At 37.6% G+C, this 22,210-nt stretch carries 19 protein-coding genes, 1 pseudogene and 1 other annotated feature; of the genes and pseudogenes, 2 read left to right on the top strand and 18 right to left on the bottom strand.

What is annotated here, in order from left to right; translation table 11 throughout:
• Positions 1-631: 631 nt before the first annotated feature.
• From ORL93_RS22615 to ORL93_RS22655, 9 genes are all read right to left on the bottom strand, one after another.
• Complete coding sequence (locus tag ORL93_RS22615) at positions 632-2,110, bottom strand: Lsa family ABC-F type ribosomal protection protein (RefSeq protein ID WP_098707214.1); 1,479 nt, start codon at positions 2,108-2,110, stop codon at positions 632-634.
• A 710-nt stretch (positions 2,111-2,820) separates the two neighbouring features.
• Positions 2,821-3,036, bottom strand: a complete 216-nt coding sequence (locus ORL93_RS22620) for a hypothetical protein (RefSeq protein ID WP_097795978.1) — start codon at positions 3,034-3,036, stop codon at positions 2,821-2,823.
• A gap of 121 nt (positions 3,037-3,157) precedes the next feature.
• Positions 3,158-4,342 carry an inositol-3-phosphate synthase gene (locus ORL93_RS22625; protein WP_141556440.1) on the bottom strand — a complete coding sequence of 395 codons (1,185 nt, stop codon included), beginning with the start codon at positions 4,340-4,342 and terminating at the stop codon, positions 3,158-3,160.
• 4 nt (positions 4,343-4,346) lie between these two features.
• Positions 4,347-5,669 (bottom strand): alkaline phosphatase family protein, encoded by a 1,323-nt coding sequence (locus ORL93_RS22630; RefSeq protein WP_097795977.1) that lies wholly within the window; start codon positions 5,667-5,669, stop codon positions 4,347-4,349.
• A 31-nt stretch (positions 5,670-5,700) separates the two neighbouring features.
• A complete protein-coding gene (gene eboC / locus ORL93_RS22635; protein ID WP_097795976.1) occupies positions 5,701-6,579 on the bottom strand; it encodes a UbiA-like protein EboC in 879 nt (292 codons plus the stop codon).
• The gene (locus tag ORL93_RS22640) at positions 6,576-7,406 is read right to left on the bottom strand and encodes a sugar phosphate isomerase/epimerase family protein (protein ID WP_265959546.1); all 831 of its coding nucleotides are present in this window, start codon (positions 7,404-7,406) and stop codon (positions 6,576-6,578) included. Before ORL93_RS22640 ends, eboC begins: the two co-directional genes overlap by 4 nt.
• Before the next feature lie 13 nt (positions 7,407-7,419).
• Positions 7,420-8,217, bottom strand: coding sequence for a TatD family hydrolase (locus tag ORL93_RS22645; protein WP_097795974.1), 798 nt, complete (start codon positions 8,215-8,217; stop codon positions 7,420-7,422).
• 12 nt (positions 8,218-8,229) lie between these two features.
• Complete coding sequence (locus ORL93_RS22650; RefSeq protein ID WP_265959547.1) at positions 8,230-9,081, bottom strand: sugar phosphate isomerase/epimerase family protein; 852 nt, start codon at positions 9,079-9,081, stop codon at positions 8,230-8,232.
• A 73-nt stretch (positions 9,082-9,154) separates the two neighbouring features.
• Positions 9,155-9,727, bottom strand: coding sequence for a YybS family protein (locus ORL93_RS22655; protein WP_026008709.1), 573 nt, complete (start codon positions 9,725-9,727; stop codon positions 9,155-9,157).
• A 201-nt stretch (positions 9,728-9,928) separates the two neighbouring features.
• Here ORL93_RS22655 and ORL93_RS22660 point away from each other — a divergent pair, with 201 nt between their 5' ends.
• On the top strand, positions 9,929-10,054 hold the full coding sequence (locus ORL93_RS22660; RefSeq protein ID WP_018767303.1) for a hypothetical protein: 126 nt from the start codon (positions 9,929-9,931) through the stop codon (positions 10,052-10,054).
• Between the two features lie 42 nt (positions 10,055-10,096).
• On the opposite strand, the gene ORL93_RS22665 is transcribed toward ORL93_RS22660, so the two are convergent.
• From ORL93_RS22665 to ORL93_RS22675, 3 genes are all read right to left on the bottom strand, one after another.
• A complete protein-coding gene (locus ORL93_RS22665; protein ID WP_097795972.1) occupies positions 10,097-11,527 on the bottom strand; it encodes a PQQ-dependent sugar dehydrogenase in 1,431 nt (476 codons plus the stop codon).
• 289 nt (positions 11,528-11,816) lie between these two features.
• On the bottom strand, positions 11,817-12,947 hold the full coding sequence (locus ORL93_RS22670; protein WP_265959548.1) for an RNA-guided endonuclease InsQ/TnpB family protein: 1,131 nt from the start codon (positions 12,945-12,947) through the stop codon (positions 11,817-11,819).
• Positions 12,948-13,775: 828 nt separating this feature from the next.
• Positions 13,776-15,494: an alpha-keto acid decarboxylase family protein gene (locus tag ORL93_RS22675; protein ID WP_097795841.1), complete on the bottom strand. Its 1,719-nt coding sequence runs from the start codon at positions 15,492-15,494 to the stop codon at positions 13,776-13,778.
• 207 nt (positions 15,495-15,701) lie between these two features.
• Here ORL93_RS22675 and ORL93_RS22680 point away from each other — a divergent pair.
• Positions 15,702-16,000 (top strand): annotated as a pseudogene (locus ORL93_RS22680) (transposase); the annotation flags it as partial.
• A gap of 321 nt (positions 16,001-16,321) precedes the next feature.
• Here the strand turns inward: ORL93_RS22680 and argS are convergent.
• From argS to ORL93_RS22710, 6 genes are all read right to left on the bottom strand, one after another.
• Positions 16,322-18,010 (bottom strand): arginine--tRNA ligase, encoded by a 1,689-nt coding sequence (gene argS / locus ORL93_RS22685; protein WP_097795840.1) that lies wholly within the window; start codon positions 18,008-18,010, stop codon positions 16,322-16,324.
• Positions 18,011-18,055: 45 nt separating this feature from the next.
• Positions 18,056-18,270: a binding site (T-box leader), on the bottom strand.
• Positions 18,271-18,310: 40 nt separating this feature from the next.
• Positions 18,311-19,087, bottom strand: coding sequence for a class I SAM-dependent methyltransferase (locus tag ORL93_RS22690; RefSeq protein WP_097795839.1), 777 nt, complete (start codon positions 19,085-19,087; stop codon positions 18,311-18,313).
• 48 nt (positions 19,088-19,135) lie between these two features.
• Positions 19,136-19,570 (bottom strand): BrxA/BrxB family bacilliredoxin, encoded by a 435-nt coding sequence (locus ORL93_RS22695; RefSeq protein ID WP_003197283.1) that lies wholly within the window; start codon positions 19,568-19,570, stop codon positions 19,136-19,138.
• Positions 19,571-19,653: 83 nt separating this feature from the next.
• A complete protein-coding gene (locus ORL93_RS22700) occupies positions 19,654-20,037 on the bottom strand; it encodes a thiol-disulfide oxidoreductase DCC family protein (RefSeq protein WP_097795838.1) in 384 nt (127 codons plus the stop codon).
• 4 nt (positions 20,038-20,041) lie between these two features.
• Positions 20,042-21,169, bottom strand: coding sequence for a conserved virulence factor C family protein (locus ORL93_RS22705; protein WP_006094695.1), 1,128 nt, complete (start codon positions 21,167-21,169; stop codon positions 20,042-20,044).
• Between the two features lie 354 nt (positions 21,170-21,523).
• Positions 21,524-22,174 (bottom strand): PspA/IM30 family protein, encoded by a 651-nt coding sequence (locus ORL93_RS22710; protein ID WP_003207081.1) that lies wholly within the window; start codon positions 22,172-22,174, stop codon positions 21,524-21,526.
• Positions 22,175-22,210 lie beyond the last annotated feature (36 nt).

The following is a 22,210-nucleotide window of genomic DNA, read 5'->3' on the forward strand; positions in this document are numbered from 1 at the left end:
ATCAATTTGGCTTTTACGGGTAGTTTATCTCCCACCTAACTTTTTATTTCTTCGGAGTTTTACTGTACGTAAATAGCTGTCCAGAGACAACTATCATCGTTACTATAAAAGCTTATATACTCCATAATAACGTACATAGTTCTTCCTTTTGAAACAATTATTATCGTTACTGAGATCCTATTCTAATGATTACATTTATTACTGTTACTCATATAGAATTTCTAATTCCACCTTGAGTATAAATGTACATCTATACATTTATACTCGTATTCATTTAAAGTTGTAACATTAAATATTTATCTTTTCTTCTCCACTTAAAAATTGTTAATTTAGATATACAGAAACAATATTTTAAAAATTCAACAGGTGTAAATGTAGCTTTGAAATAAACATTGATCAAAAACAACTCGAAAACCCTCATTTCACAATAAATAGTAGGAAAACCTTATGGTCTTATATCATATTCCCATTTATGAGTGCATTCTGTTAATATGTACCCTACTTTTCCTATTAAAAAGCCTAATTTCTCAATTGATTGTAGAGAAATTAGGCTTTTTTCATCACTCCATTAAAGCGCCCTATGGTTTAATGACTTGATTTACTGATTATATCTTCAATCACTCACTTTGAACTATATAGATATAGTTTTTGTTGCAACTGTTTGTTGAAATGCCTTATCATGCTCAACAATAACCATTGTAGGATTAAATTGTTGAATAAGTTCTTCAATCTGCATACGCGAATAAATATCAATAAAATTTAATGGTTCATCCCATATATATAAATGAGCTTTCTCACATAAACTTTTAGCGATAAGCAGCTTTTTCTTTTGTCCACCAGAATAATGAAATATATCTTTCTCAAATTGAATTCGGTCAAAATCCATCTTACGTAGGATGGATTTAAATAACGTCTCATCAATCTCGTGCTCTTCAATAAAGTCCGATAACAATCCCTTCAAATGAGAAGTATCTTGTTGGACATAGGAAATGATGAGTCCTGAACCTAAATTAACTGAGCCTGTATGCTGTATTGGATGTTCTAGAATTAGTTTTAGGATACTACTTTTCCCGCTTCCATTCTTTCCATCAAGTACAATTCGATCCCCTTGTTCAACTATGAAGCTAATTGGTTCATTTACTATTTGGTCATCATACTTAACAGACACATCAGCCAAAACAACCAATTCATTTGACTGAAATTTCAATTGTTCTAATTTTAATGACTCAGTTTTCTCCACATTTTTTAGTAATTTTGACTTTTCTTCAATAGCTTTTTGTTGCCTTGATTCAAGGTTCTTCGCTCTCTTCATCATCTTGGCCGCTTTATGTCCTACAAAGCCCTTATCTAACTTAGATCCTGAATTCCTTGTTCCATTTTTGGAAGCTTCCACTTGATGAGACCAACCTGCTGAACGCTTTGAAGACTGTTTTAATCTCCCTATGTCTTTTTGTAGACGCTCATTTGTAGCCTCTTCGTGTTCCTGCTGTCTATCAAAATTTAACTTCCAAGAAGAATAGTTACCACTTTGAACTTCAATATTTGCTCTATTTATAGATAAGATATGGTCAACGCATCCATCTAAAAAGATTCTGTCATGTGAAATCAAAATAAACCCTTTTTTCTTCCTTAGATAATCAGAGACCATCTTTCGTGCATCAGTGTCTAGATGATTTGTTGGCTCATCAATTAATAGAAATTGACCCTCATTCAAAAACAGTGCAGCAAGCAACACCTTTGTTTGTTCTCCATTTGATAATGTTTTAAATGGTCGATACATGGCCTCGGCATCAACATTTAAATAGGATATTTCACGCAGAAATTCCCAATCTTCTGCTTGGGGACAAATTTCTTCAAGGATTTCATGAGTGAACTTGTTCTTATCCGAAACTGGGTAAGGGAAATAATTAAATTCTACCGAAGAAGTGATCTTCCCACTATACTCATAATTACCTAATAATAAATTAAAGAATGTCGTTTTACCTCGTCCGTTTCTACCAATAAACCCTAGTTTCCAATCTGTATCTATTTGAAAGTTTACACCTTCAAAAATATTATCAAAGCTACCTGGGTATGAAAAAGTTAAGTCTTGAACTTTTATCATTGACATAATAATTCCTCCTTTATATATCAACACTTTTCATATAAAGTCGGAATATCCATCAATTTTTTAATTTCTCCATATAAGTTTGATGGATATTAACGACTTATATAGAGCATTACATGTGTAACAATAGTGTCTGAATTCCTCATTTTTCTCTCTCCTTTATTTGTTAGGTTACAGTTACGGATTAATAAATATCAACTTACCTATAAGAGAATAAAAAAATCCTCCCAATTTGTAATCGGAAGGATTAGTATCTCACTTATACTTAATAAGTTCTTATTAATCATTGGAATCATGACAAATAAAGTATGAACTGATTTATAAAAATGGATAGACTAACCCTATATTTTGTAGTTTGAAGTTATTAATTTCAAATTAAAATATAGATTAGTTAATCATTATTCATCCATCAGTCCTCTCATAATTCTATTTTTAGAGTAACATTCTTTTTTATGGAATGCAATATCACAATCATCTTTACCTCAAATTACTGCTAACTACTTCTTTAGAATCAACAATGTATATTCCTTCTTTCTTTATACTTCCCCTCCATAAAAATCTTACTCCTAAATTGTGTGGCTTTAAAACAAAGTTTGATCAAAAAGTGAAAACAAAATTTTATTCAAAATCACAATCCATTTAAAGAAAAGATTAAAATTGATTTTGTACACATATCTGTAGAAGAAGTCTTATTTTCTGTAGGGAATGAAAAATTAGCAAAGGCAATTACAATTATCGAACAGTTGGTCGAATTTTATATACTCTGGTTTAAACATACTATTATCCCAGTCCATATACATTTCAGCACCTGAAAGTAATTTATCAGATATTGCAACAATCTTATATGCTCCTTTTAACTCGATTCTTTGTGCTGCAATAGGAAAGTATTTTAATAAATTTAATAATAAAAATAAGGGAACGCTTAACATCCCCTCTCATATCGAATCCGCCCTTTAATTCCCGCTAAATTTACCTTCGCGATTCCTCTTACCTTCTCCGCACCTTTTTCTAATGCTTCATGTTTTTTCAGCTCCAAGAACACCAAGGAAATTAAGCATTGTATTCAAAATGTTTCACATACTCCAATAACGTTTGGTATTGTTGATCAAGGGCATATTCATCTGTTCCAATTGGGGATTTAAAGAATAGTGATAGGTGTTCCATTATTCCTGCCTTCCCCTTCTGAAGCGCATGATCCATAAACCGAGAAAGGTCAATTATAAGAGGAGCAGCTAAAATAGAATCAATGCCCAGCCAATTGATTTTCATTGTCATCCTCTCTCCTAGCCACCCTTCAAAGTCAACCGTATCCCATGCTTCTTTTCTATCTCCTCGGACAGGAAAATAATCAATTCTAACTTTATGATCAAAATGACTGTACCCTAGTATACGTTCTAATCCAATGGACTTTGAATCAATCTTTGTTGAAGAATGCCTCGGATGATCCAAAATTGCACCATCTTGATTCCCTAGGATATTCGTGCTGTACCATCCGACAATATTCAACCCTCGCTGTTTGAACATTTTCCCTAAAACATGTTTATATAAAGTCTGTCCTGTCCTTCCATCTTTCCCTGCTGTCGGAACACCCTGAGTTTCTGCAAGTTTTTGCAGCGCCGGTATCTCAGCCGTCACACTCGGCGTAAAGTTCACATAAGCACATTTTGACTTCATTGCCGCATAAGCATAAAGCATACCCGGTCGAATGTCCGGTGAATTCTCCCTTAACCCGGTCTCAAATGCTTTTAATGATTGATATAATGAATGAGTTTTTGTTTTTTCTTCTGTTGAAGCTGTGTTTATCACAACAATTCTCTCAAGATCATACTTTTTCCTAAATGCTTCGATGTCTTCTTGGATTTTATCCACTGCACTCTCTAAAGTCTCAGGCTCTCCTTTCAGTCTATATACTCCTTTGACAAAATCATTCACATTAGCCAATGGCGCTTGCCAAACAGGAACATCATTGAGATTCATTTCAATCTTCTGCAAAATAGGCTCCTGAATGATACCATGCCTTTTTACTACTTCTATTAATGAATCTTTTTGTATATCCCATCCACCAAAAGCAATCTGATCAAGCGGAGTTAGCTGCAGCGCCTCAAATTCCTTTTCTGAAGAAATAACTCCCCTTAACGGAGCAAGATTTTGATTGACTGCAAAAAGTCCGGAAATCGTTGTTGTTGCGACTGCACCCAGCATCCCCACGAATAACACACCCGTTTGATATGTCACTTTTTCACCTCTTCTTTTTTCTTGAAAGTTGTAACAACAAGTCATGGACTTCGGTCGCTTCTAATGTTTCTGGAAGTTCAAAATCTTTCCCTGTTACTACAAGTGATACATAATCCCCTTCGTCTTTTGGCGGTAAACCGTGAGATCCTTTGATTCGATCCGGTTCTAGTGGGATTTGGAATGTCTTTGGATTTACAAACAGCTCAACTGGATCATAACCGGGCTTCCTATGAATATCCACATTGTATGCGAATTCTGGTGCCTGTTCGCTGTTCAGCCACCAGTAGTACACAAACCAGCTGTCGGGTTCTGCAATTACAACTAACTGACCTGAAAGCTCATGATCAATATTATGGGCTCGTTTCTCCTCCTCTCCCCATACCTCGGCTATACCTGGGATATTTTCAAGAATTGCTTTAACTGCCCCTATATCATGTGGGTCTGGAATATACACGTGGGCCAATTGATGGTCTGCCAAGGCAAAGGCCCTCGACATCTCTAAATCGAGAAAATCCATATTTTCAACATGTTTGATAGCCACATATCCCTCTTTGTTCAACGTTTGATTGATAAGGATAGGTCTATTAACTGACTTAAAATTATATTCTGATAAAATAACAAGACGTGTGTGATCCCTCAATCCGCGCTCTTCTAGTTGCCCGATAAAATTTCCAATCAAATCATCAATTTCCTTAATCGATCTCCTTGCTGCTTTACTTTCAGGTCCGAACCTTTGCGCGTTATAATCTATGTTGGGTAAGTATACAAGTGATAATCTTGGTTTGTATTCTTCTAAAATATCTATCGCTGCATCTAAGATCCATTCACTGGACTTGACAGAAGAGAGTGGGCCCCAGAAATTTTTTAGATCAAATTCCCCATATTTCTCCCTCAGTTTTCCGTATAAGTCCCTCGGCTTCGAATCACACCACAAGATCATTTTTTTATCGAGATGGATAGGGGCAGGTGTCACTACATAGTCCGCTGTGCTCAGCTTGCTGAACTGCCAAAATAGCACTGCTGTTTCAGCTGTCGGGTCTTCTTTCTTCAACTTCTCCCAGATTTTTTCGCCTTGAATTGGAACCATCGTCTGATTCCACATTGTAATTTCTTTAGTATCCAAGTTTGGGAGGCCGTTACAAATAATTCCATGTTCAGCTGGCGGAGTTCCAGTGATATAAGTAGCCTGTATTGATCCAGTTACAGCGGGAAATACTGGCTTAATTCTTGCATGTTGACCACTTTCTAATAATTTTCGAATATTCGGAGTCAATTCAGCATCGTTCAGATGTTCTGTTGTCAAACTGATAATATCTAATACAACCACGTTTTTTTCTCCAAAGATACCATCCTTTCATCTATGTGACCGGAAAGATACGAGACATGATATAACTCAGAATTAGGAAAGAGGATACGGAAAAAAAAGCTGGCCATCCTCCAAATGGAGCAGCAACCGCCCCATCCAATAACGGAAGACCTAGTATACATGTTCCGACAGCCTTCCTAATGTTAGGTGATGTTGGCTTTGCTAGTGCCGGTAAAATTCCTGAAAAAGTCCATAACAAAAAAAAGATTACTGCAATAACTGTTGCTCCCCATGTACCGTCGAATTGCAAGAACAGAATAACAATAGCACACGTTAAAACCGCCCCTGCCATAATTCTTACTCGATTCGGATGAATGCCGTTTCCAACCTCGCCTTTGGACATCACAGTAACAGTGAAAATATATAAAAATCCTAATCCCGCTATCCACCAAAATTGCGCTAATTTATCTGGTGCCACACTCAACCCTAATAACAAATTGACTCCTCTACAAATTCCCATTGTCAACGGTCCAAAAACGTCATGATGCTTTGAATAGCGATTGTAAACGAATACTAAAACAATGAGAATGCACGCAATCAAAAAACTTATTTTGGACACAAAGCATACAGATACAACACTAGCCGTAAGAAGTACAAAACTAAAACGCAGCGCTGAACGAAGTGAGATGCGACCAGATGTCAAGGGCCTCTCAGGCCGCTCTTTCTTGTCTATTTCAAAATCAAAAAAGTCATTTAAAATAATTCCTGCCGCATATATACATGCACTTGCAAATATAAGAAGGATAATCTGAATGAAGTAATTCTGATTCCAAACTAGCCCTGCAATCCAAGTACCTGCCAATATATCCGCCATAGCTGTAAAGGTATTCGGAAATCGTATGAGCTCAAAATAGGTGCGAATCTTTCTCATAGGCTGTTAAGGATGCTTTGTACATAGTCATGAGATTCCTTGGCAGCCTGTATCGCCTGGCTTTCATAGGGGTATAATTCAATGGTAACAAAACCATCATAGCCCGTTTTCTTTATAGATTGTAAAACCTCTAGAATAGGAATAGCACCATGCCCTGGAATAAGATGTTCGTGAACACGGTTCTTGGCAATATCCTCTAGATGATATTGCTTTGTATAGGGGAGCAACTTATGAACTAATGTAGCCGGATCCTCTCCGACACAAAAGAAATGTCCTATGTCAAAATTTAATCCAATTGCCTGGGAGGGAACAGCCTTCTTGAATTCAATAAATTGATCAGAAGTTTCAATCAGCAAGTCCGGCTCCGGTTCAACAAGAATTGTTACACCAGATTTTTCGGCATGGTCAGCCAATTCCTCCATTGCCGAAATAAAAACTTTATTTGCCCATTCTCTTCCTACATTGATGAGTGGTCCCCCTGGTTCGGTAGACAATGTCTTTGCACCGAGTTTTCGAGCCAAGTCAATGCAGTTATGCGTATGTTCTATACGCTGTCTTCGTTCTACTTCATCCGCCTCAACAAAAGACGGGTGCCAATTATCTTTTATTCCATACAACATGAACGCATTCAAATTTGATATAGTCATGTTTCGTTGCTTCAACCTGTCTTTAATCATGTCTATCTTCTCATTGGTCACCTCAGGTGGAAAAGCATGCGGGATATCTAGTAAGATTTCTATTCCTTCATATCCGATTTCAGCTAATAAGTCGATTGTTTTTAACAGGTCATATCTTTTAAATCCATTACTGCTATATGCAAGTTTCATGATCTTCTCCCCCTTATGAATCTAGTTTCAATTTTCCGGATTGTTCATAAAAGCGGACCGGATTATTCCAAACTAGCTCTTGAATGATATTTTCCGCATGCCCTTTCTTTCTCATCTCAAGCGCAGTTTTTACTACATTAAGAGGATTAGACGGGCCCCAGTCTGCTGCCGTATTGATCATGATCTTATTTGTGCTGTAATGTTCGATGATTTCAATTGCCTCGCCAGTTGAAACTTTTGTCGGATAAATTGTCATCCCGCTCCAGCCGCCATATTCAACGGAAAGATCAATAGTATCTGAATTATTATGATCTATTAATACCCTGTCAGGTTCAAGCCCTTCTTCCTTTAGGATTTCTATCGTTCTTCTTGTTCCCTCCCGCTTATTTTGGTGAGGAGTATGTACCATAACCAACATATGGAGATTCTTAGCCAATTTCAGTTGTCTGCGCATCACAGCTTCTTCCTCAACAGTGATTCTATCAAAACCAATCTCCCCAATCGCAAGACACCGCTCATGTTGCAAGTACTCGGACAGTCCATCGAGTACTTGATAGGCAATATCAAGGTTATTTGCTTCTTTTGGATTCATAGCTAAACAACAATAGTGATCGATTCCATGTTGCTTAGCACGCTGCGGTTCAAAGGTAAGCAAATGTTGGAAGTAATCAAAGTATGTCTCAGGATATCGGCGTTCGCTTCCAAGCCAAAATGCGGGTTCCACAACGGCACGTACGCCAGCCAGACTCATATTCTCATAATCATCTGTTGTGCGGGAGTAACAATGGATATGCGGATCAAAATATTTCATAGGTTTTCCCCCTCATAAATGGCTATTCTTAAAGTATGGTGTAAGGAATTCGATAGATTCCTTTGCTGCCATAAACGGATTGTCACTGTAGGTATATAATTCTACTGTAATGAATCCTGTATATTCGATTTGCTTTACATGATTGAACAATTGATTAAAGTCAATGTTTCCCTTACCAGGTATAAGATGATAGTGCTTGTGATTTGCGATATCTTCTAAATGGATATTCCATATTAGTGACTTTAAACTTGATAAAAGAGCAGGAATATCTTCTCCTATTACGTCTGCATGCCCGAGATCGAGATTTGCTCCTAGCCTATTTGACCCTACTATTTGAATCAGTTCCCTCAATTCTTTGCCGTTTTCTATTAGAAGACCGGGTTCGTATTCAATCCCCACGTTGATTTCACGCCGTTCGGCATAGTCCATAATTTCCATTAATGAGTTTATCAGATGATGAATTGCCTGATCTGGTGGGTTTTCAGAAAGACACCTACCACTTGTAATACTGATATTTTTTGCATTTAGCATTGCGGCTAAATCTATTAACTGCTTCGTATATCCAATTCTCTGATTTCTCACCTCTCCTCTCGCATTACATAGGGACGGCTCAAATGTAGGTTCTCCAGTAGAATGCAAAAAAAATCCAGATGCCGTATTACCGTTTATGTTTGATACCTCGAGATCATATTGTTCTATTTTTTTTTGCACATCACTTACCCAAGGGGCAGTATGCAAAGGTGGAAAAGCATGAGGAACGTCCGCTAGAATTTCCACGCCCTTATATCCCAAACGTCCAATCTCTGAAATAGATTCGGGCAATGTGTATCTTGTAAATGCATTTGTACTAAACGCCAGCTTCATCTTGTCTCCTCCTTCTTTTGAAATATATGTGGCATTACAACGCTTATTCGTTCAAAAAGATTTTACTCAACTGTTAAGGCAATGCCCGACAAAATCTATTCATGAGTACTCTACAAAGTTCCGCGAAAATCCAGCAGTAAAGAAAACTCAATATACATATTATTGCAATAACCTTTGGATCCATAGTTGTATCAACAGTAGGGCCTAGCACTGGAAAACGAAATACATACAGAATCACCATAATACCCGTAAGTAGACATATTGATGAAAAGGAAACAATCATAATTCTCCTCTGCAATTGTAAAAAGGCCACACCCATCGCTATACCTAATAAACCTGTTGTAAAGGGAAAGATAATTAGTTCACTCGGCTGAATAATAAATAATAGGAAAATCGTGAGGGTATAAGAGAGGATTCCCTGGCGGATAGAAAAACAAGTAGCTAAAAAAATTGGTAATGTTGCTAGAAAACTAATCAGAAAGCCTATACCAGGCATAAAGCCCCCCGCTGATTGAAACATAGTGGCAAATGTGCTCAATAAGGCTGTAATAACTAACTTGGTTGCAATGTTCATTTTTCTTATATGAACATAGTTTGTATCTGTCTCTATCATCGATTGATACCAATAACGAATAAACCGATTGATGAAAACACCCCCTGAAAATATCCAATTCGTCACTTTCTATACTATTCATTCCCTTGCGCTTTATGCGGTGTATTGTCTGTTAGTAATCAATTGGAATGAGAACTGCCCCTCCATGAATATTTAAAAATATAAGCTTTTTCTAAGGGGGGGTACGATGTATCATACAGATACAATAAAAGAATTTTAAAGCCAGAAGGTATCTTGGTTCCATTAGGATATAGAATTGAAGTATTTGCTGAAAAGTTTACAACTCCCATTAACTTAACGTTTACAGATCGATGGGAAATGCTAATTGCAGATGCTGGAATTGCTTCAGAAAATGGTTAGGTGTTAATGCTTACTCCAACCGTCGAATTTTATAGTTATAAATCATGGAACAATTTCAAAAATAGTACCTTGGTTAAAATCAGTCACTTTCATAGAGCCATAAACCCCTAAATATAATCTGGTTTGATCCAGATTCGTTCCCAAATTAACATAATAAGCTGATTGAGATCCAAAATTATAATCGGTTTCAATAACACTAAAATCATTTAGTTTACAATCCGTACTTGCCTTGGTATAAGCTAAAACCCCTCTAACCGGAGGCCGAGATTCTTCATTCTGGGCAAGATCGGTAAACACAACGCTTCCCGTTAAATTTGGGATTCCATTCCCCATATATGGCTGGACTCCTGTAAGTGCAGTTCCTCCAAACTTATCGGGTCGGGGATCTTTATGAAAATAACTAGTTAAAGGCTGAAGACGCCTCACTGAAGTTTTTACTGTTTCATTGTAATAAGCAATTGTTTTCTCATCCAAAGTCGGATTTGCAGAACAGCCCCTTATAAACGAAGTAGGAAAAGCACCTTCCCACCCTCGCCAACCAAAGTTAATAAATCCTTCTTGGTCAGGTTTAGATCTCATTAAAGAAGCTTGAATAAGCTGAGTAACCGGTATTGGTTTATAATGAACGAATGAAAAAATCGACTCTACCAAATCCTGTCCGACATTCCCCACATATTTGATATACTGATTATTAAACCTTTGAAATGAAATGCCTGTTATATTGCGAACCCCTTTGGCAATTACCGTAAGCGTTTCCTGAATAGGTAAGGGAATTTCATTAAAACGTGTGACTACGGGGGGATTATTGATAAATGTATTCTTAACTACATCAATTTCAATTATTTTACCAGCTATCTCCATATCATCCTGACTTAAATTAAATGGATCATAGCCTGATCCACCATCTCCAGTTGTTAAAACAAGTTTTCCGGTTTCAGGCGAAAAGTTTAAGCTATTGACACCATTATGATTAAAAAATGGTCTTCTTATGTTAAGTAATGTCCGTCGTTTTTGAGGTTGACCATTCGATTGTAAAATCCATTCTTCAACTGTATCAATATGATCATATTGAGTTTCTCTATTTATCCATCTTAGGTTTAAAGTTCTGGGATCACACGGGTTAGGCTTAAAAAATTCAGGAAGAGCCCCTGGACCTTGTGTTCCAGCTACTGAATAATAAAGATAAAACAAACCATTATAATAAAATTCTGGATGAAACGCTAGCCCTAGCAATCCCCGTTCATCATATCCACTACCAGAAACCCCTTGTTCAGAATTACCTAATTTTATGATTCGCGGACGAATATCTAAAAAAGTCCTTATAACTCCGTTTCCTATGTAAAAGATTTCTCCTACCTGGGTTGCAATAAATAATCTTTCAATTGAGTCACCCGGAAGTATAGTTGTTTTCAAAACAGTGGGTAAATTTATCTTACTTACAATGGGTCGTAAACTAACCTTTACTTTTATCAACTAACTTTCCACCCCTTTTTATTGTTTTCTATTATAAGAATATGATTAGAACAGTTCTATTAGTATCAAATTAGGGCCAGGGAATTGGGTGAATTTCCTTTTAATATTAGTCCGTTTTGGTAGGTTCTATGTGGATAGTGAATGCCCCCTCCTTAACACTCTTACGAGTCGTTTGAAGAAGGGGCTTCCTGTTTCATAGAGTGTTGCTGCTTGAGAATCCAAGCAGTCTTACATACTCTCCTCAGGCGTCGTTTATACTGTTTGGACACAACCTTGCCCTACAGTTTCATTATTCAGTCGTTCTCACAAGTAATTGTTCTAACCCTTTTCGCAAAATGTTTAGACTTGCATTATGATCCCTGTCTAATACCGTTCCACACTTTGCACAAATATGCGTCCGAATAGAAAGTGATTTTTTCACACGATTTCCACAACCAGAACAATCTTGCGATGTGTATGCTGGATCTACTTTCACAAGTAGGCTTCCAAATTTCTTGCACTTATACAAAAGCATCTTGCGAAAAGCACCCCAGCCCGCATCCGAAATCGCCTTCGATACTTTCCGATTCCGAACCATATTTCGGATATCGAGATTTTCTATACAAATCACCGCATACATTTGTGTTAGATGATAACTTAATTTATGCAAAAAATCTTTTCTTTGGTTCGCTACCTTTTCGTGAAGGTTCCGAATCCGTTCTACTTGTTTCTTATAGTTTGCAGAGCCTTTCTTTTTCTTCGAAAGGTTACGCTGCGCTTTCTTCAGTAGCTTTTCTTTTTGCAGAAGAAATCTTGGATTTTCAAATACGGTTTCATTGGAAAGAGCAACATATTTATTCAGTCCCACATCTATACCAATCGCATTTTCTATCGTAATAGAGGAAGGTACAACTTGTCTTTCGACACTAAAAATAGCGTACCATCTCTTAGATTGGCGTTTTATAATCAATTGTTTAATGGTTCCTTCTATTGGACGATGCAGATGGATATCCACTTCCCCTAATCGTTTGTTATATAATTTTCCGTTCTCTGCAAATGACATCGCAAAGCGGTGTTTCCCATTCGGCTTGAATCCAAATTGAGGGAAAGTGAGACTATTATAGTCTTTATACGTTTTCAATTTTGGATAGCCCACATCCCCACGAAAAAAGCCACCATATGCCTTTTTGAGTCGTAAAAATACTTCTTGTAAGGGCTGTGATGGCACTTCTTTGAGAAAAGGATACCTCTTCTTATCGATGACTTGTTGCTTTTGCATATCAGAACGTGTATACAATTGTTTGTTTTCCTTATATTTTCTTTGTTTATCCAAAAGAGCAGAGTTATAAGCTTGACGACAATATTGTAGCCAACGATCTAACGTTTCTTTTTGTTCTTTGGTTGGGAAAATCTCGTATTTTTGGCTTAGCAACATTGTCATCCCCTCCCTACCACCTGGGCTATGCCCTACACGTGCTTGAGGAAGGGGACTTCTGTTGGATTACTGTTAAAAAGGTAAAACTATTTACATTAGTTCGATTAAAAAAGCTTCTATTTTCTGTTTGTTTCTTTTGTAAGGAGTTTTTACTGCATGGATTTTAGTACATTACTGAAAGTAAAAGGGAATTTACTTAATAATATTGTGAATGAATCATTTAAAGTAACGGGGTTTATCTTCAATAAGTTCTTCCTTAATCGGGTGCTTTAATTGAGCAAGGATCACAAAAATCATCAAAATTTTTTATAAAAGAATGACTCAATTGAATATAAAAAAAGCGTGTTTTGATCAATTTTTTTCAAAACACGCTTTTTCTATGTGCTCTTTTATCAAGGTTTATTAAGTTAATTTAATCAAACTTTATTCCAAGGCTACAGTTGTTAAAAGCGGGGGAATCGCCTTGAAAATAAGCTTACCGTTGTAACTCCGCATTTTCCTGACGGCCCCCCACATCCATCAACTTAAGATTTTAAAATGCACTAAAACGAAATTTTTTTCTACATTTATTTATAAAAATTAAGTTCACTTTTTTCGCTTTAGGTTAAAACCAATTTTTTAACTTGATGGAGATGTTTAGTGACCCTTAAGTAAAAAAACATCATTTTGATGTTTTTTTGTCTATCTGAGAGTACAAGAACGGATTGCTTAGCAAATTTTAGGAAGCTAATAGAAGGAGGTGACTTGAAAATGCTAAGTTTCTACATGACTATTTTTTAAGGGTCCCCTTTAAAGATTAGATTCATCTTTTAGGAACATTCTTGTTATTCGGGACTATTTCTGGCTGCGCTGCATTTCCTGCTTCTCCATATAACTGCGCTGCCGTCGCATATATTTAGGTGCGTCCATCGGATTCCCTGCGATCATTTCAATAATACAGAGTCTTTCGGTACTTTCCGTTTCAGCTTGGATTATAGCCTGATCAAGTTCTCCATAGGTCCGGACCGTAACGGTAAACGCGTTACCTCCAAAAGCTTCAGGCAGCCTGGTGTAAGACCATTGAGGGATTTGGTTGTACTTTTGACCCTCTGTTTTGACATTCAAATATTTCTCAATTGTATAGCCATCGTTGTTCAAGACGAAGATTATAGGCTTGCAGTCGTAATAGAGCATGGAACTGATTTCCTGGGCTGTTAGCTGCAGGGCGCCGTCACCTGTAAATAGCAACACTCGGCGTTCCGGCGCGGCCATAATAGCACCGAACGCCGAGGGGGTTGCGTAACCGATGGACTGCCATCCTCCTTGCCCAATATATGTTACATTGCCCGGCAGTCTAACCTCCGCCATTCCATTATAGAACGTCCCAGTCTCGGCGATTACAATATCGCCCTCTTTCAGCATGCGCTGAAAACGGGGATAATAGCCGGCCGCCATTAGAGGGCCGGCGGCATTAGTTGTGAATTGATCGTAAGGGAATGACAATTTTCCTGCCAAACCTTGGCCCATATGACCCACCTTCTGCACGGCAAGTAGCATGTCGGCTGCAAGAACATTCGGATATTCCGCCTCAGCGATCTTAACCATGTCTGGTTGAATATTGACAGTCACCAGCGGGTTCAGCTTTGCGGTAAAATTCGCGGTGTTGGTGTCCGCCCATACCATGCCGATTGCAATGATACAATCTGCATTTTCCACCGTACTTTGGACTTCAGCACCTCCAAAAGAGCCTAGGTATATTCCGATATAATTTGGATGGGTTTCGTCGAATGCCCCCTTCCCGAACATCATCGTTACAACAGGCACGTTCATGGCGTCGGCCAGCTGCCGAGCTGCTGTCTGAAGGCCGAAACGCATGGTTTTCACATCCACAAGGATAACCGGTCGGTGGGCACGCTCCAGCAGTCGATGGACATGATTCACCGCAGCCTGAAGGGTTTTTAGGTTGGACGTTGGACGTGGCGGTACCGGCTCTTCCCGGATCTTAATCGGCTTGGTCACTAAATCATCGGCCACAACCAGGTATACCGGCTTTTTCTTTTCCTTAGCAATGCGAATCGCAGCCTGAATTTCAATCTTGGCGTTTTCCGGCGTAAGCACCGCGCTATAAGCCGTAATCTGCTCATACACCTTGCGAAAGACATCAAAATTCCCATCCATTAGGGTGTGGTGCATCAGCTTGTGCTCTTTTTGATCCTTCTCAGGAGGCGCACCCACAATGTGAATTATTGGTACATGCTCGCTGTTGGCTCCCGCTATCGCATTGCAGGCGCTGAGCTCCCCGACCCCGAAGGTCGTAATAAGAGCGGAAATTCCTTTGATTCTTGCATAGCCATCTGCGGCATAGCCCGAGTTTAGTTCGTTCCGCCCTTCTATAAAACGGATGCCGTTATAACACTCCAAAGTATCAAGAAGTGTAAAATTATAGTCCCCTGCGACGCCGAAAATTTCGGTAATGCCCTCCAGTTTCAGGCAATCGAACAAATACTGGCCAACCGTTTTCTGAGCAGTTCCGCTTTGCAAACCAAAACTGCCCGCATTTATCATGTTGTCCATCGCATGCTCACTCCTTATCCATTTCTTGGGCTTGTTCTGTTTAATAGTACCCTTTTTGATAATTCCCTTTAATTAAAGCGGTTATCCGTTGTGCTGAGCTAAAGTAAGATGTTCAAAAATGATACTATAGTAAGCTGGAGTTAGTATAGTCATATGAACACAACTTAGTTAAGTCCTTACAATGGATTTCAAGGAGAAAGTGTCCGTATGGCAAACAAGAAATTTAATGAAGAATTTAAAAAGATGGTTGTTGAACTATATCATTCAGGCTGATCTGTGAAAGAACTAAGCAGCGAATATGGTGTATCAGAAGTACCGATTTATAAATGGATAAAAAAATATTCTCCTATCACAACGATTGATGAGGAAGAAATGACGCTAGAAGACCTGAAGCGAATGCAGAAAGAAATGCTTCGTCTGAAGGAGGAAAATGAGATTTTTAAAAAGGCTATGACCATATTCGCGAAAAAATAAAAGATACAGACTTACATCAATTTATCGATTGTCTGTTTAGGGATAGTATTACCACTTCTAACATGATATCTTGCAATAGCACTATATATAAGTTCATCTTCATACATTGTAGGAAAAAAAGATACCATCTCCATCTCCTTCTTTCAAAGAAAAAACAAAATAAATAATTATTAAAAATAGTAAGAAAAATAAAAATAACAAATCAGGTCAACGGTACGCCCGATTTGTCATTCTGCCAATATAGTAAGCTTTATTTTGTATTTATCATCTTCAGTAACACATTATTTGTAATTAACTACTACAGTAACGTTAATAATTGTCACTGCACAATAGCACGATAAAATTGTACTCATTTACATCTCTTCCGGAGCACCCATTCCAAGTAAACGCAATCCTTCTTTTAACACAATCGTTACTGCATAAACAAGTGCAAGTCTACTTTCCTTTTCTTTATCCTCTTCTAAAATACGAACATTTCCATAATATTTATTAAATGCTTGTGCTACATCTAACAAATACTTCGCAATATGTGACGGTTCATTTTTGAAGAAGGCTGTTTCAACGACTTGTGGAAATCTATTTAATAATTTTATCGTACTCCAACTATGATCATCGTTTAATTGAAACGCTTCTGTTTCAAATTCAGCATTTTCTTTTCGTAAAATGGAGCAAGCACGCGCATGTGTATATTGAACATATGGTCCTGTTTCCCCTTCGAACTTCAGCATTTTTTCTAAAGAGAATTCAATATTATGCATACGTTCATTTTTCAAATCATGGAAAATGACTGCCCCGACACCAACTTGCTTAGCAACTTCCTCTTTTTGCTTTAAGTCCGGATTTTTCTCTTCAACATTTTGCTCTGCAAGCGTAATCGCTTCTTCTAATACCTCCTCAAGTAATACTACTTTCCCCTTACGTGTGGACATTTTTTTACCATCTTTTAAAATGAGTCCAAATGGTACATGAGCCATACCATCTACCCAGTTATAACCAAGTTTCTTTAATACAGTGAAAAATTGTGTGAAGTGTAAGCTTTGTTCTGCGCCTACTACATACAACGCTTTATCAAATTCATATGTGTTTTGACGGTATAGTGCCGCTGTTAAATCGCGCGTTGCATAAAGTGTAGCTCCATCTGATTTTTTAATTAAACATGGCGGCATATCTTCTTTTTCTAAATTAACAACTTGTGCTCCATCCGATTCTTCTAATAACCCTTTTTCTTCTAAAATATCAACAAAATCGCCCATTTTATCATTATAGAAAGCCTCTCCTTGGAAGTTTGTAAATTCAACACCAAGAAGTTCATAAATACGAGAGAATTCTTTTAAAGATTCATGACGGAACCAATTCCATAAAAAAACTGCTTCTTCATCACCGTCTTCTAATTTCTTAAACCATGCACGGCCTTCTTCTTCTAGCTCTGGATGCTCTTTCACTTCTTCGTGGAAATGAACATATAATTTGAATAATTCGCGAATCGGATCTTCTTTTACAAGCTCTTCATTTCCCCATTTTTTATATGCGGTAATTAATTTCCCAAACTGCGTTCCCCAATCACCAATATAATTGATTCCTACAACCTCATATCCACACTTTTCAGCGATATGTTTTAAAGAATTCCCGATCATCGTTGAACGTAAATGTCCCATGGAGAACGGTTTCGCGATATTTGGTGAAGAGTAATCGATTACTACTGTTTTTTCTCGCCCAAAGTACCCCTGTCCATATTCTTCTTTTTCAACTAAAATCGCTTTTAATACATCATCACTTACTATGTGACGATTGAAAAATACGTTCACATATGGTCCAACTGCCTCCACTTTTGTAAAAAATGAATTGTTTAGCTTCTCAGCAATTTCTTTCGCGATAATTGCGGGTGCTTTTTTATATTGCTTTGCAAGCATAAAACAAGGGAATGCCGCGTCTCCAAATTCATCTTGCTTCGGAGTTTCAATTAAACCTGTAATTTGTTCCAATGATAATTCTGATTTTAATATTTCAAATAAACTTTTTGCTAATTGAATTTTATATTCCATGTTACTCCCTCCTTATTTTTTTAAACACAAAAAACCCGTCTCTAAAAAAGAGACGAGTTATCACCCGTGGTACCACCCTTGTTGTTTCGAAGAACCACTTTCCCGTTTATAACGAGGACAGGGGGCCCCGGCTTACTCTACTATTCATTTCAAGCAGCGTCTCCGAAGTGCGCTTCATCCTCTTCTCCGTACTAGGCTCTCACCATCCCTAGCTCGCTTTCCTTCTGAAGAAGGACTACTCTCTTCATCTACGACATCATATATAATTGATTATTGCTTATTATACATCTTTTCAAATAATTAGCAAGGTTCAATTACACCAAAATGAAATTTCGCACTTTTTCGCTTATATACTAAGAAGTTATGTCGCTCAAATCGTGTACTACGGAAATGATCCTTTAAGACAACACGTTTTCTAGCAACACGCTTTGCTTCTGCAATTGTTTCATCTGTGACATCATTATACAAAGCAAAGTGTTTTAAGCCACGAATCCCATCTGATTCAATTACCGTTTCTTCAAACATTGGATCCAGATAAACAACATCATAACAGTTGTCTTCGCAGCGCTTTAAGAAATCAAAATGTTCAGTTTTCTTCACTCTAATTCTACGCATCGCTTCATCGATTTCTGAAATACCCGCACACCACTGCTTTAAACCTTTATTCATTATATAGGCCATGTAACGATTCCCCTCAAGCCCCGTTATAGCTCCTTCTTCTCCAACAACATAGCTTGCAACAATACTATCTGATGCCATACCGAGCGTACAATCTAACACCGTCATTCCTTTTTCTAATTTTGCAGCTTGTACAAATGGATCATGTTCTCCCCTCATTAATCTTTTCACACGAAACATTGCAGAATTAGGATGGAAAAAGAACGATTCTTCTGTACCTTTTGGATAAATTGCTAATCGTTTCTTTCCTACAACGAGTACATCTTGTTCAAACTGCTCATGTAGCTTATATACCGATATATCATTCCGTACTACAAAAGAGCATTGTAATTCTTCCGCTACCTCTTTTGCATATGCTGTCATTTCCTTATTCGTTCGTCCTGCTGTTGTTACAATCATCTTTTCACCTCAATATATAAAGAAAAAAGGGAGAATCACTCCCCCTTTTTAGCAATGCTTTTCAAAAGCTTGTTCTAAGTTATTAATAATCTCTTCCATTGTTGCTCCTTCAATTTCATGACGATGAATGAAGTGAACAACTTCGTTTCCTTTTAGTAACGCCATAGATGGTGAAGATGGAGGAATATCTCCGAAGTACTCACGCATTGTAGCTGTTGCGTCTTTATCTTGTCCTGCAAATACAGTTACAAGATGGTCAGGTTGTTTTTCAGAACGTACAACCGCTTGACCAGCTGATGGACGCGCTAAACCAGCTGCACATCCGCAAACAGAGTTTACGACAACTAATGTTGTACCTGTCGCATTTTCCATATATTCTTTTACAGTTTCTTCTGTTGTTAATTCTTCAAATCCAGCACGCACTAACTCTTGACGCATTGGAATTACCATTTGACGCATATATTCTTCGTATGCATTTGACATCTTGTAATCTCTCCTTCAACTTTCATTCCAAATTCATCATATCACGCTCTTATAATAGGTGCAAAAGAAAGATAGCGTTACCATCATTTTTTTGATGAAATTTCACAAACTCCTTCACGACAGTGACCAACTGGTACAAGTTTTCTTCTATTTGCAATATAATCATACACTTTATTTCCAAATCCAAGTAAAATAGATAACTTGATAAAAGGAACCACAAACCAGTATGACGGCACAGCTTTTGCTAAAACATATACGCTACCAATCCCGTCATACCATTTGTTATTTTTTAAAATGTAAAGTCTTTGCTCCATCTTCTCTTGTAACTCTGTAGAAAGTTGATACTCCTCTACAACATCTTTATCACGAAAAGAGGCAAACTTCATCGTATCTTTTTTATCAAGCTTCTTTGTACGCTCTGCGACTGCCGTGCACATCGGACACCTACTATCATAGAAAACGATCATATGATTATTCTCCTTTGCGAGACTCCGTCATTTGTTTCCAAACAGATCCTTTCGCTTCTTCTCCCCCTTCAATACGTTCTAATGCTAGACGAGCTTGCATTGCTACTTCGAACTCTGGATCATCTTGCGCTACGCGTAGTGCTGGAATTGCACTTTCATCACCAAGTTCAAATAAGAACATCGCCGCACGCCAACGCACCAATTTACTTGGATCTTTAAGTGCTTTAATCATAACAAACATCGCTGCTGGATCTCCTACATCTGATAAGCAATCACCCGCAGTGCGGCGTACACTTACAGAACGATCTAGTAAAGCTTTATACAGTAATGGTAATACTTCATCACCTTTTACCATACCTAAGTACGCTGTTGCTAAACGACGGATAGATACTTTCTCATCTTCTAGCGCTTTCTTCAATACAGGAATATCTTCTTCTGTTGGATCCATTTGCTCAAGCGCTGCATAACGGTTTTTCCAATCAGGATCCGCCATCATTTCTTCTGTTACTTTATATGGTTCACGTTTTGTAATCGTTACTTCTTTAGCACCCGCTTGATCTAATAATTCTTTTACAGTTTTTTCAACACGGTCTTCTGGATAAGCGGCGACAATTTCTTCCACAACTTCTTTTCCGATTTCTTCAAAATTCCCATAACGTGTACTTTGTTCTACCCATTTACGCTCTTTCACAACGTTAGGTGCAGACATTTGCACTTTCATAATTGCTTCTTTAAAACGGTCTGGTAAGCCCACTCGTTCTTCCGTTGTTCCATCTGTTAATTTCACCTGCATCGGAATCGTAAAGAACATTTGAATGAATACTTTCACTTCACCAAAATGTGAAAGTTGCTCTCTCTCATCTTCTTCAGTGACTTCTTCTCCAAACACAGCACGAACTTGTTGCAAAAGTACTTTCCAGTCATACTTCGCATTTCTCTCTACTGCTAGAAAGTCCGCAACATGATATACACCTTTAATACCTTCAATTTTTAAAATGTGTTGCACTTGCTCTGGTGCTTGTTCTGCATTTTCGTTTGTATAATTATTACGTGCTCCTGATGGTAACACTTCATTTAAGATAACTTTCATCGTATTTGGACTTGGCGTCGGTTCAATTGCTTTAATCTTCACGTAAATAAACTCTCCTTTATTGCTTGTTCTTAGCTGTATTGTAACATGTTCTATCGCTATACTCCTACTGAGACGCTTGCTTTTTCTAATCACAATTATAGTCTTAATAGAATTGGTGAATATCATGTAACAACTCCCCCTATTGATATACCCCCTTTTAGTATCATGTTCCTTCTCTCTTCCGCTCAAAAAAGGTAGATTGATAATAACTTTAATCAGCCCCTACCTTCCTTGCTTTCGCTGAATCTTAGGATGAGGGTCTTACTGCCCGTTAATACGTGATAAATAAAAAAAAGTATTGCTTTGCAACACCTTTTTTCTACCACCATAAACTCATTTTATGATGCACTACAATTATTTTGTTAAAGATACTTCATCCTTTTCTTTCATGTCGCGCTCAAGTTTTGCAATTTTCATATCAAATGTATCACGTTCATGATCTTCATTCATGCGAAGCTCTAAATCACGAATGTGATCTTCAATTTCTTCAAATCGTAAGAACGGATTATTCTCATCCATTTTATGAAGAGCCGTATTCATACGACGGTTCACATGGGCCATATTTTCACGTGCCATCAATTCCATACGCTTTGCATTCATTTCTTTTAGCTTATTTTTCATTTCAGAAAGACGGCGTTCTAACTCATCAATTTGCTCCACTACACCTGCATACATCTCTTCTAAACGTGATACTTGCCCTTCATAGTATGCTACTTCTTCTACTGCACGTTCATGCAATTGCATTTCTCCTGCTTCTTGTGCAATGATCGCCTGCTTTGATCGCTTATTTACGAAATAACGAGCCTGCTCAAGTTCACGAGCAAAGTTAGATTTTAATGTTTTATGACGCTCGATTAATTTCTCAATTTTTGTTACTTCACGCTCGCTATCGCGTAAATATTGGTTTAACATAGCGATTGGATTTTTTCTTTCCTTCTCATCTAATACATTATGAAAATCTGCTAAAATTGCATCGCGTACACGTCCGAATAAAGATTGTTTCATTCTAATCTTCCTCTCTTCTACTTTATGATTTCAGTT

Origin of the sequence: Bacillus sp. DHT2, from assembly GCF_026241455.1 — a bacterium.
Classification (GTDB): Bacteria; Bacillota; Bacilli; order Bacillales; family Bacillaceae_G; genus Bacillus_A; species Bacillus_A pseudomycoides.

What these genes read in the sequence shown, in the direction of transcription:
- ORL93_RS22615 (WP_098707214.1), bottom strand. Translation starts at nt 2,110, where the DNA reads ATGTCAATGATAAAAGTTCAAGACTTAACTTTTTCATACCCAGGTAGC.
- ORL93_RS22675 (WP_097795841.1), bottom strand. Translation starts at nt 15,494, where the DNA reads ATGGACAACATGATAAATGCGGGCAGTTTTGGTTTGCAAAGCGGAACT.
- argS (WP_097795840.1), bottom strand. Translation starts at nt 18,010, where the DNA reads ATGGAATATAAAATTCAATTAGCAAAAAGTTTATTTGAAATATTAAAA.
- ORL93_RS22620 (WP_097795978.1), bottom strand. Translation starts at nt 3,036, where the DNA reads ATGTTAAGCGTTCCCTTATTTTTATTATTAAATTTATTAAAATACTTT.
- ORL93_RS22690 (WP_097795839.1), bottom strand. Translation starts at nt 19,087, where the DNA reads ATGATTGTAACAACAGCAGGACGAACGAATAAGGAAATGACAGCATAT.
- ORL93_RS22700 (WP_097795838.1), bottom strand. Translation starts at nt 20,037, where the DNA reads ATGATCGTTTTCTATGATAGTAGGTGTCCGATGTGCACGGCAGTCGCA.
- ORL93_RS22645 (WP_097795974.1), bottom strand. Translation starts at nt 8,217, where the DNA reads ATGAAATATTTTGATCCGCATATCCATTGTTACTCCCGCACAACAGAT.
- ORL93_RS22695 (WP_003197283.1), bottom strand. Translation starts at nt 19,570, where the DNA reads ATGTCAAATGCATACGAAGAATATATGCGTCAAATGGTAATTCCAATG.
- ORL93_RS22710 (WP_003207081.1), bottom strand. Translation starts at nt 22,174, where the DNA reads ATGAAACAATCTTTATTCGGACGTGTACGCGATGCAATTTTAGCAGAT.
- ORL93_RS22670 (WP_265959548.1), bottom strand. Translation starts at nt 12,947, where the DNA reads ATGACAATGTTGCTAAGCCAAAAATACGAGATTTTCCCAACCAAAGAA.
- ORL93_RS22650 (WP_265959547.1), bottom strand. Translation starts at nt 9,081, where the DNA reads ATGAAGCTGGCGTTTAGTACAAATGCATTTACAAGATACACATTGCCC.
- ORL93_RS22640 (WP_265959546.1), bottom strand. Translation starts at nt 7,406, where the DNA reads ATGAAACTTGCATATAGCAGTAATGGATTTAAAAGATATGACCTGTTA.
- eboC (WP_097795976.1), bottom strand. Translation starts at nt 6,579, where the DNA reads ATGAGAAAGATTCGCACCTATTTTGAGCTCATACGATTTCCGAATACC.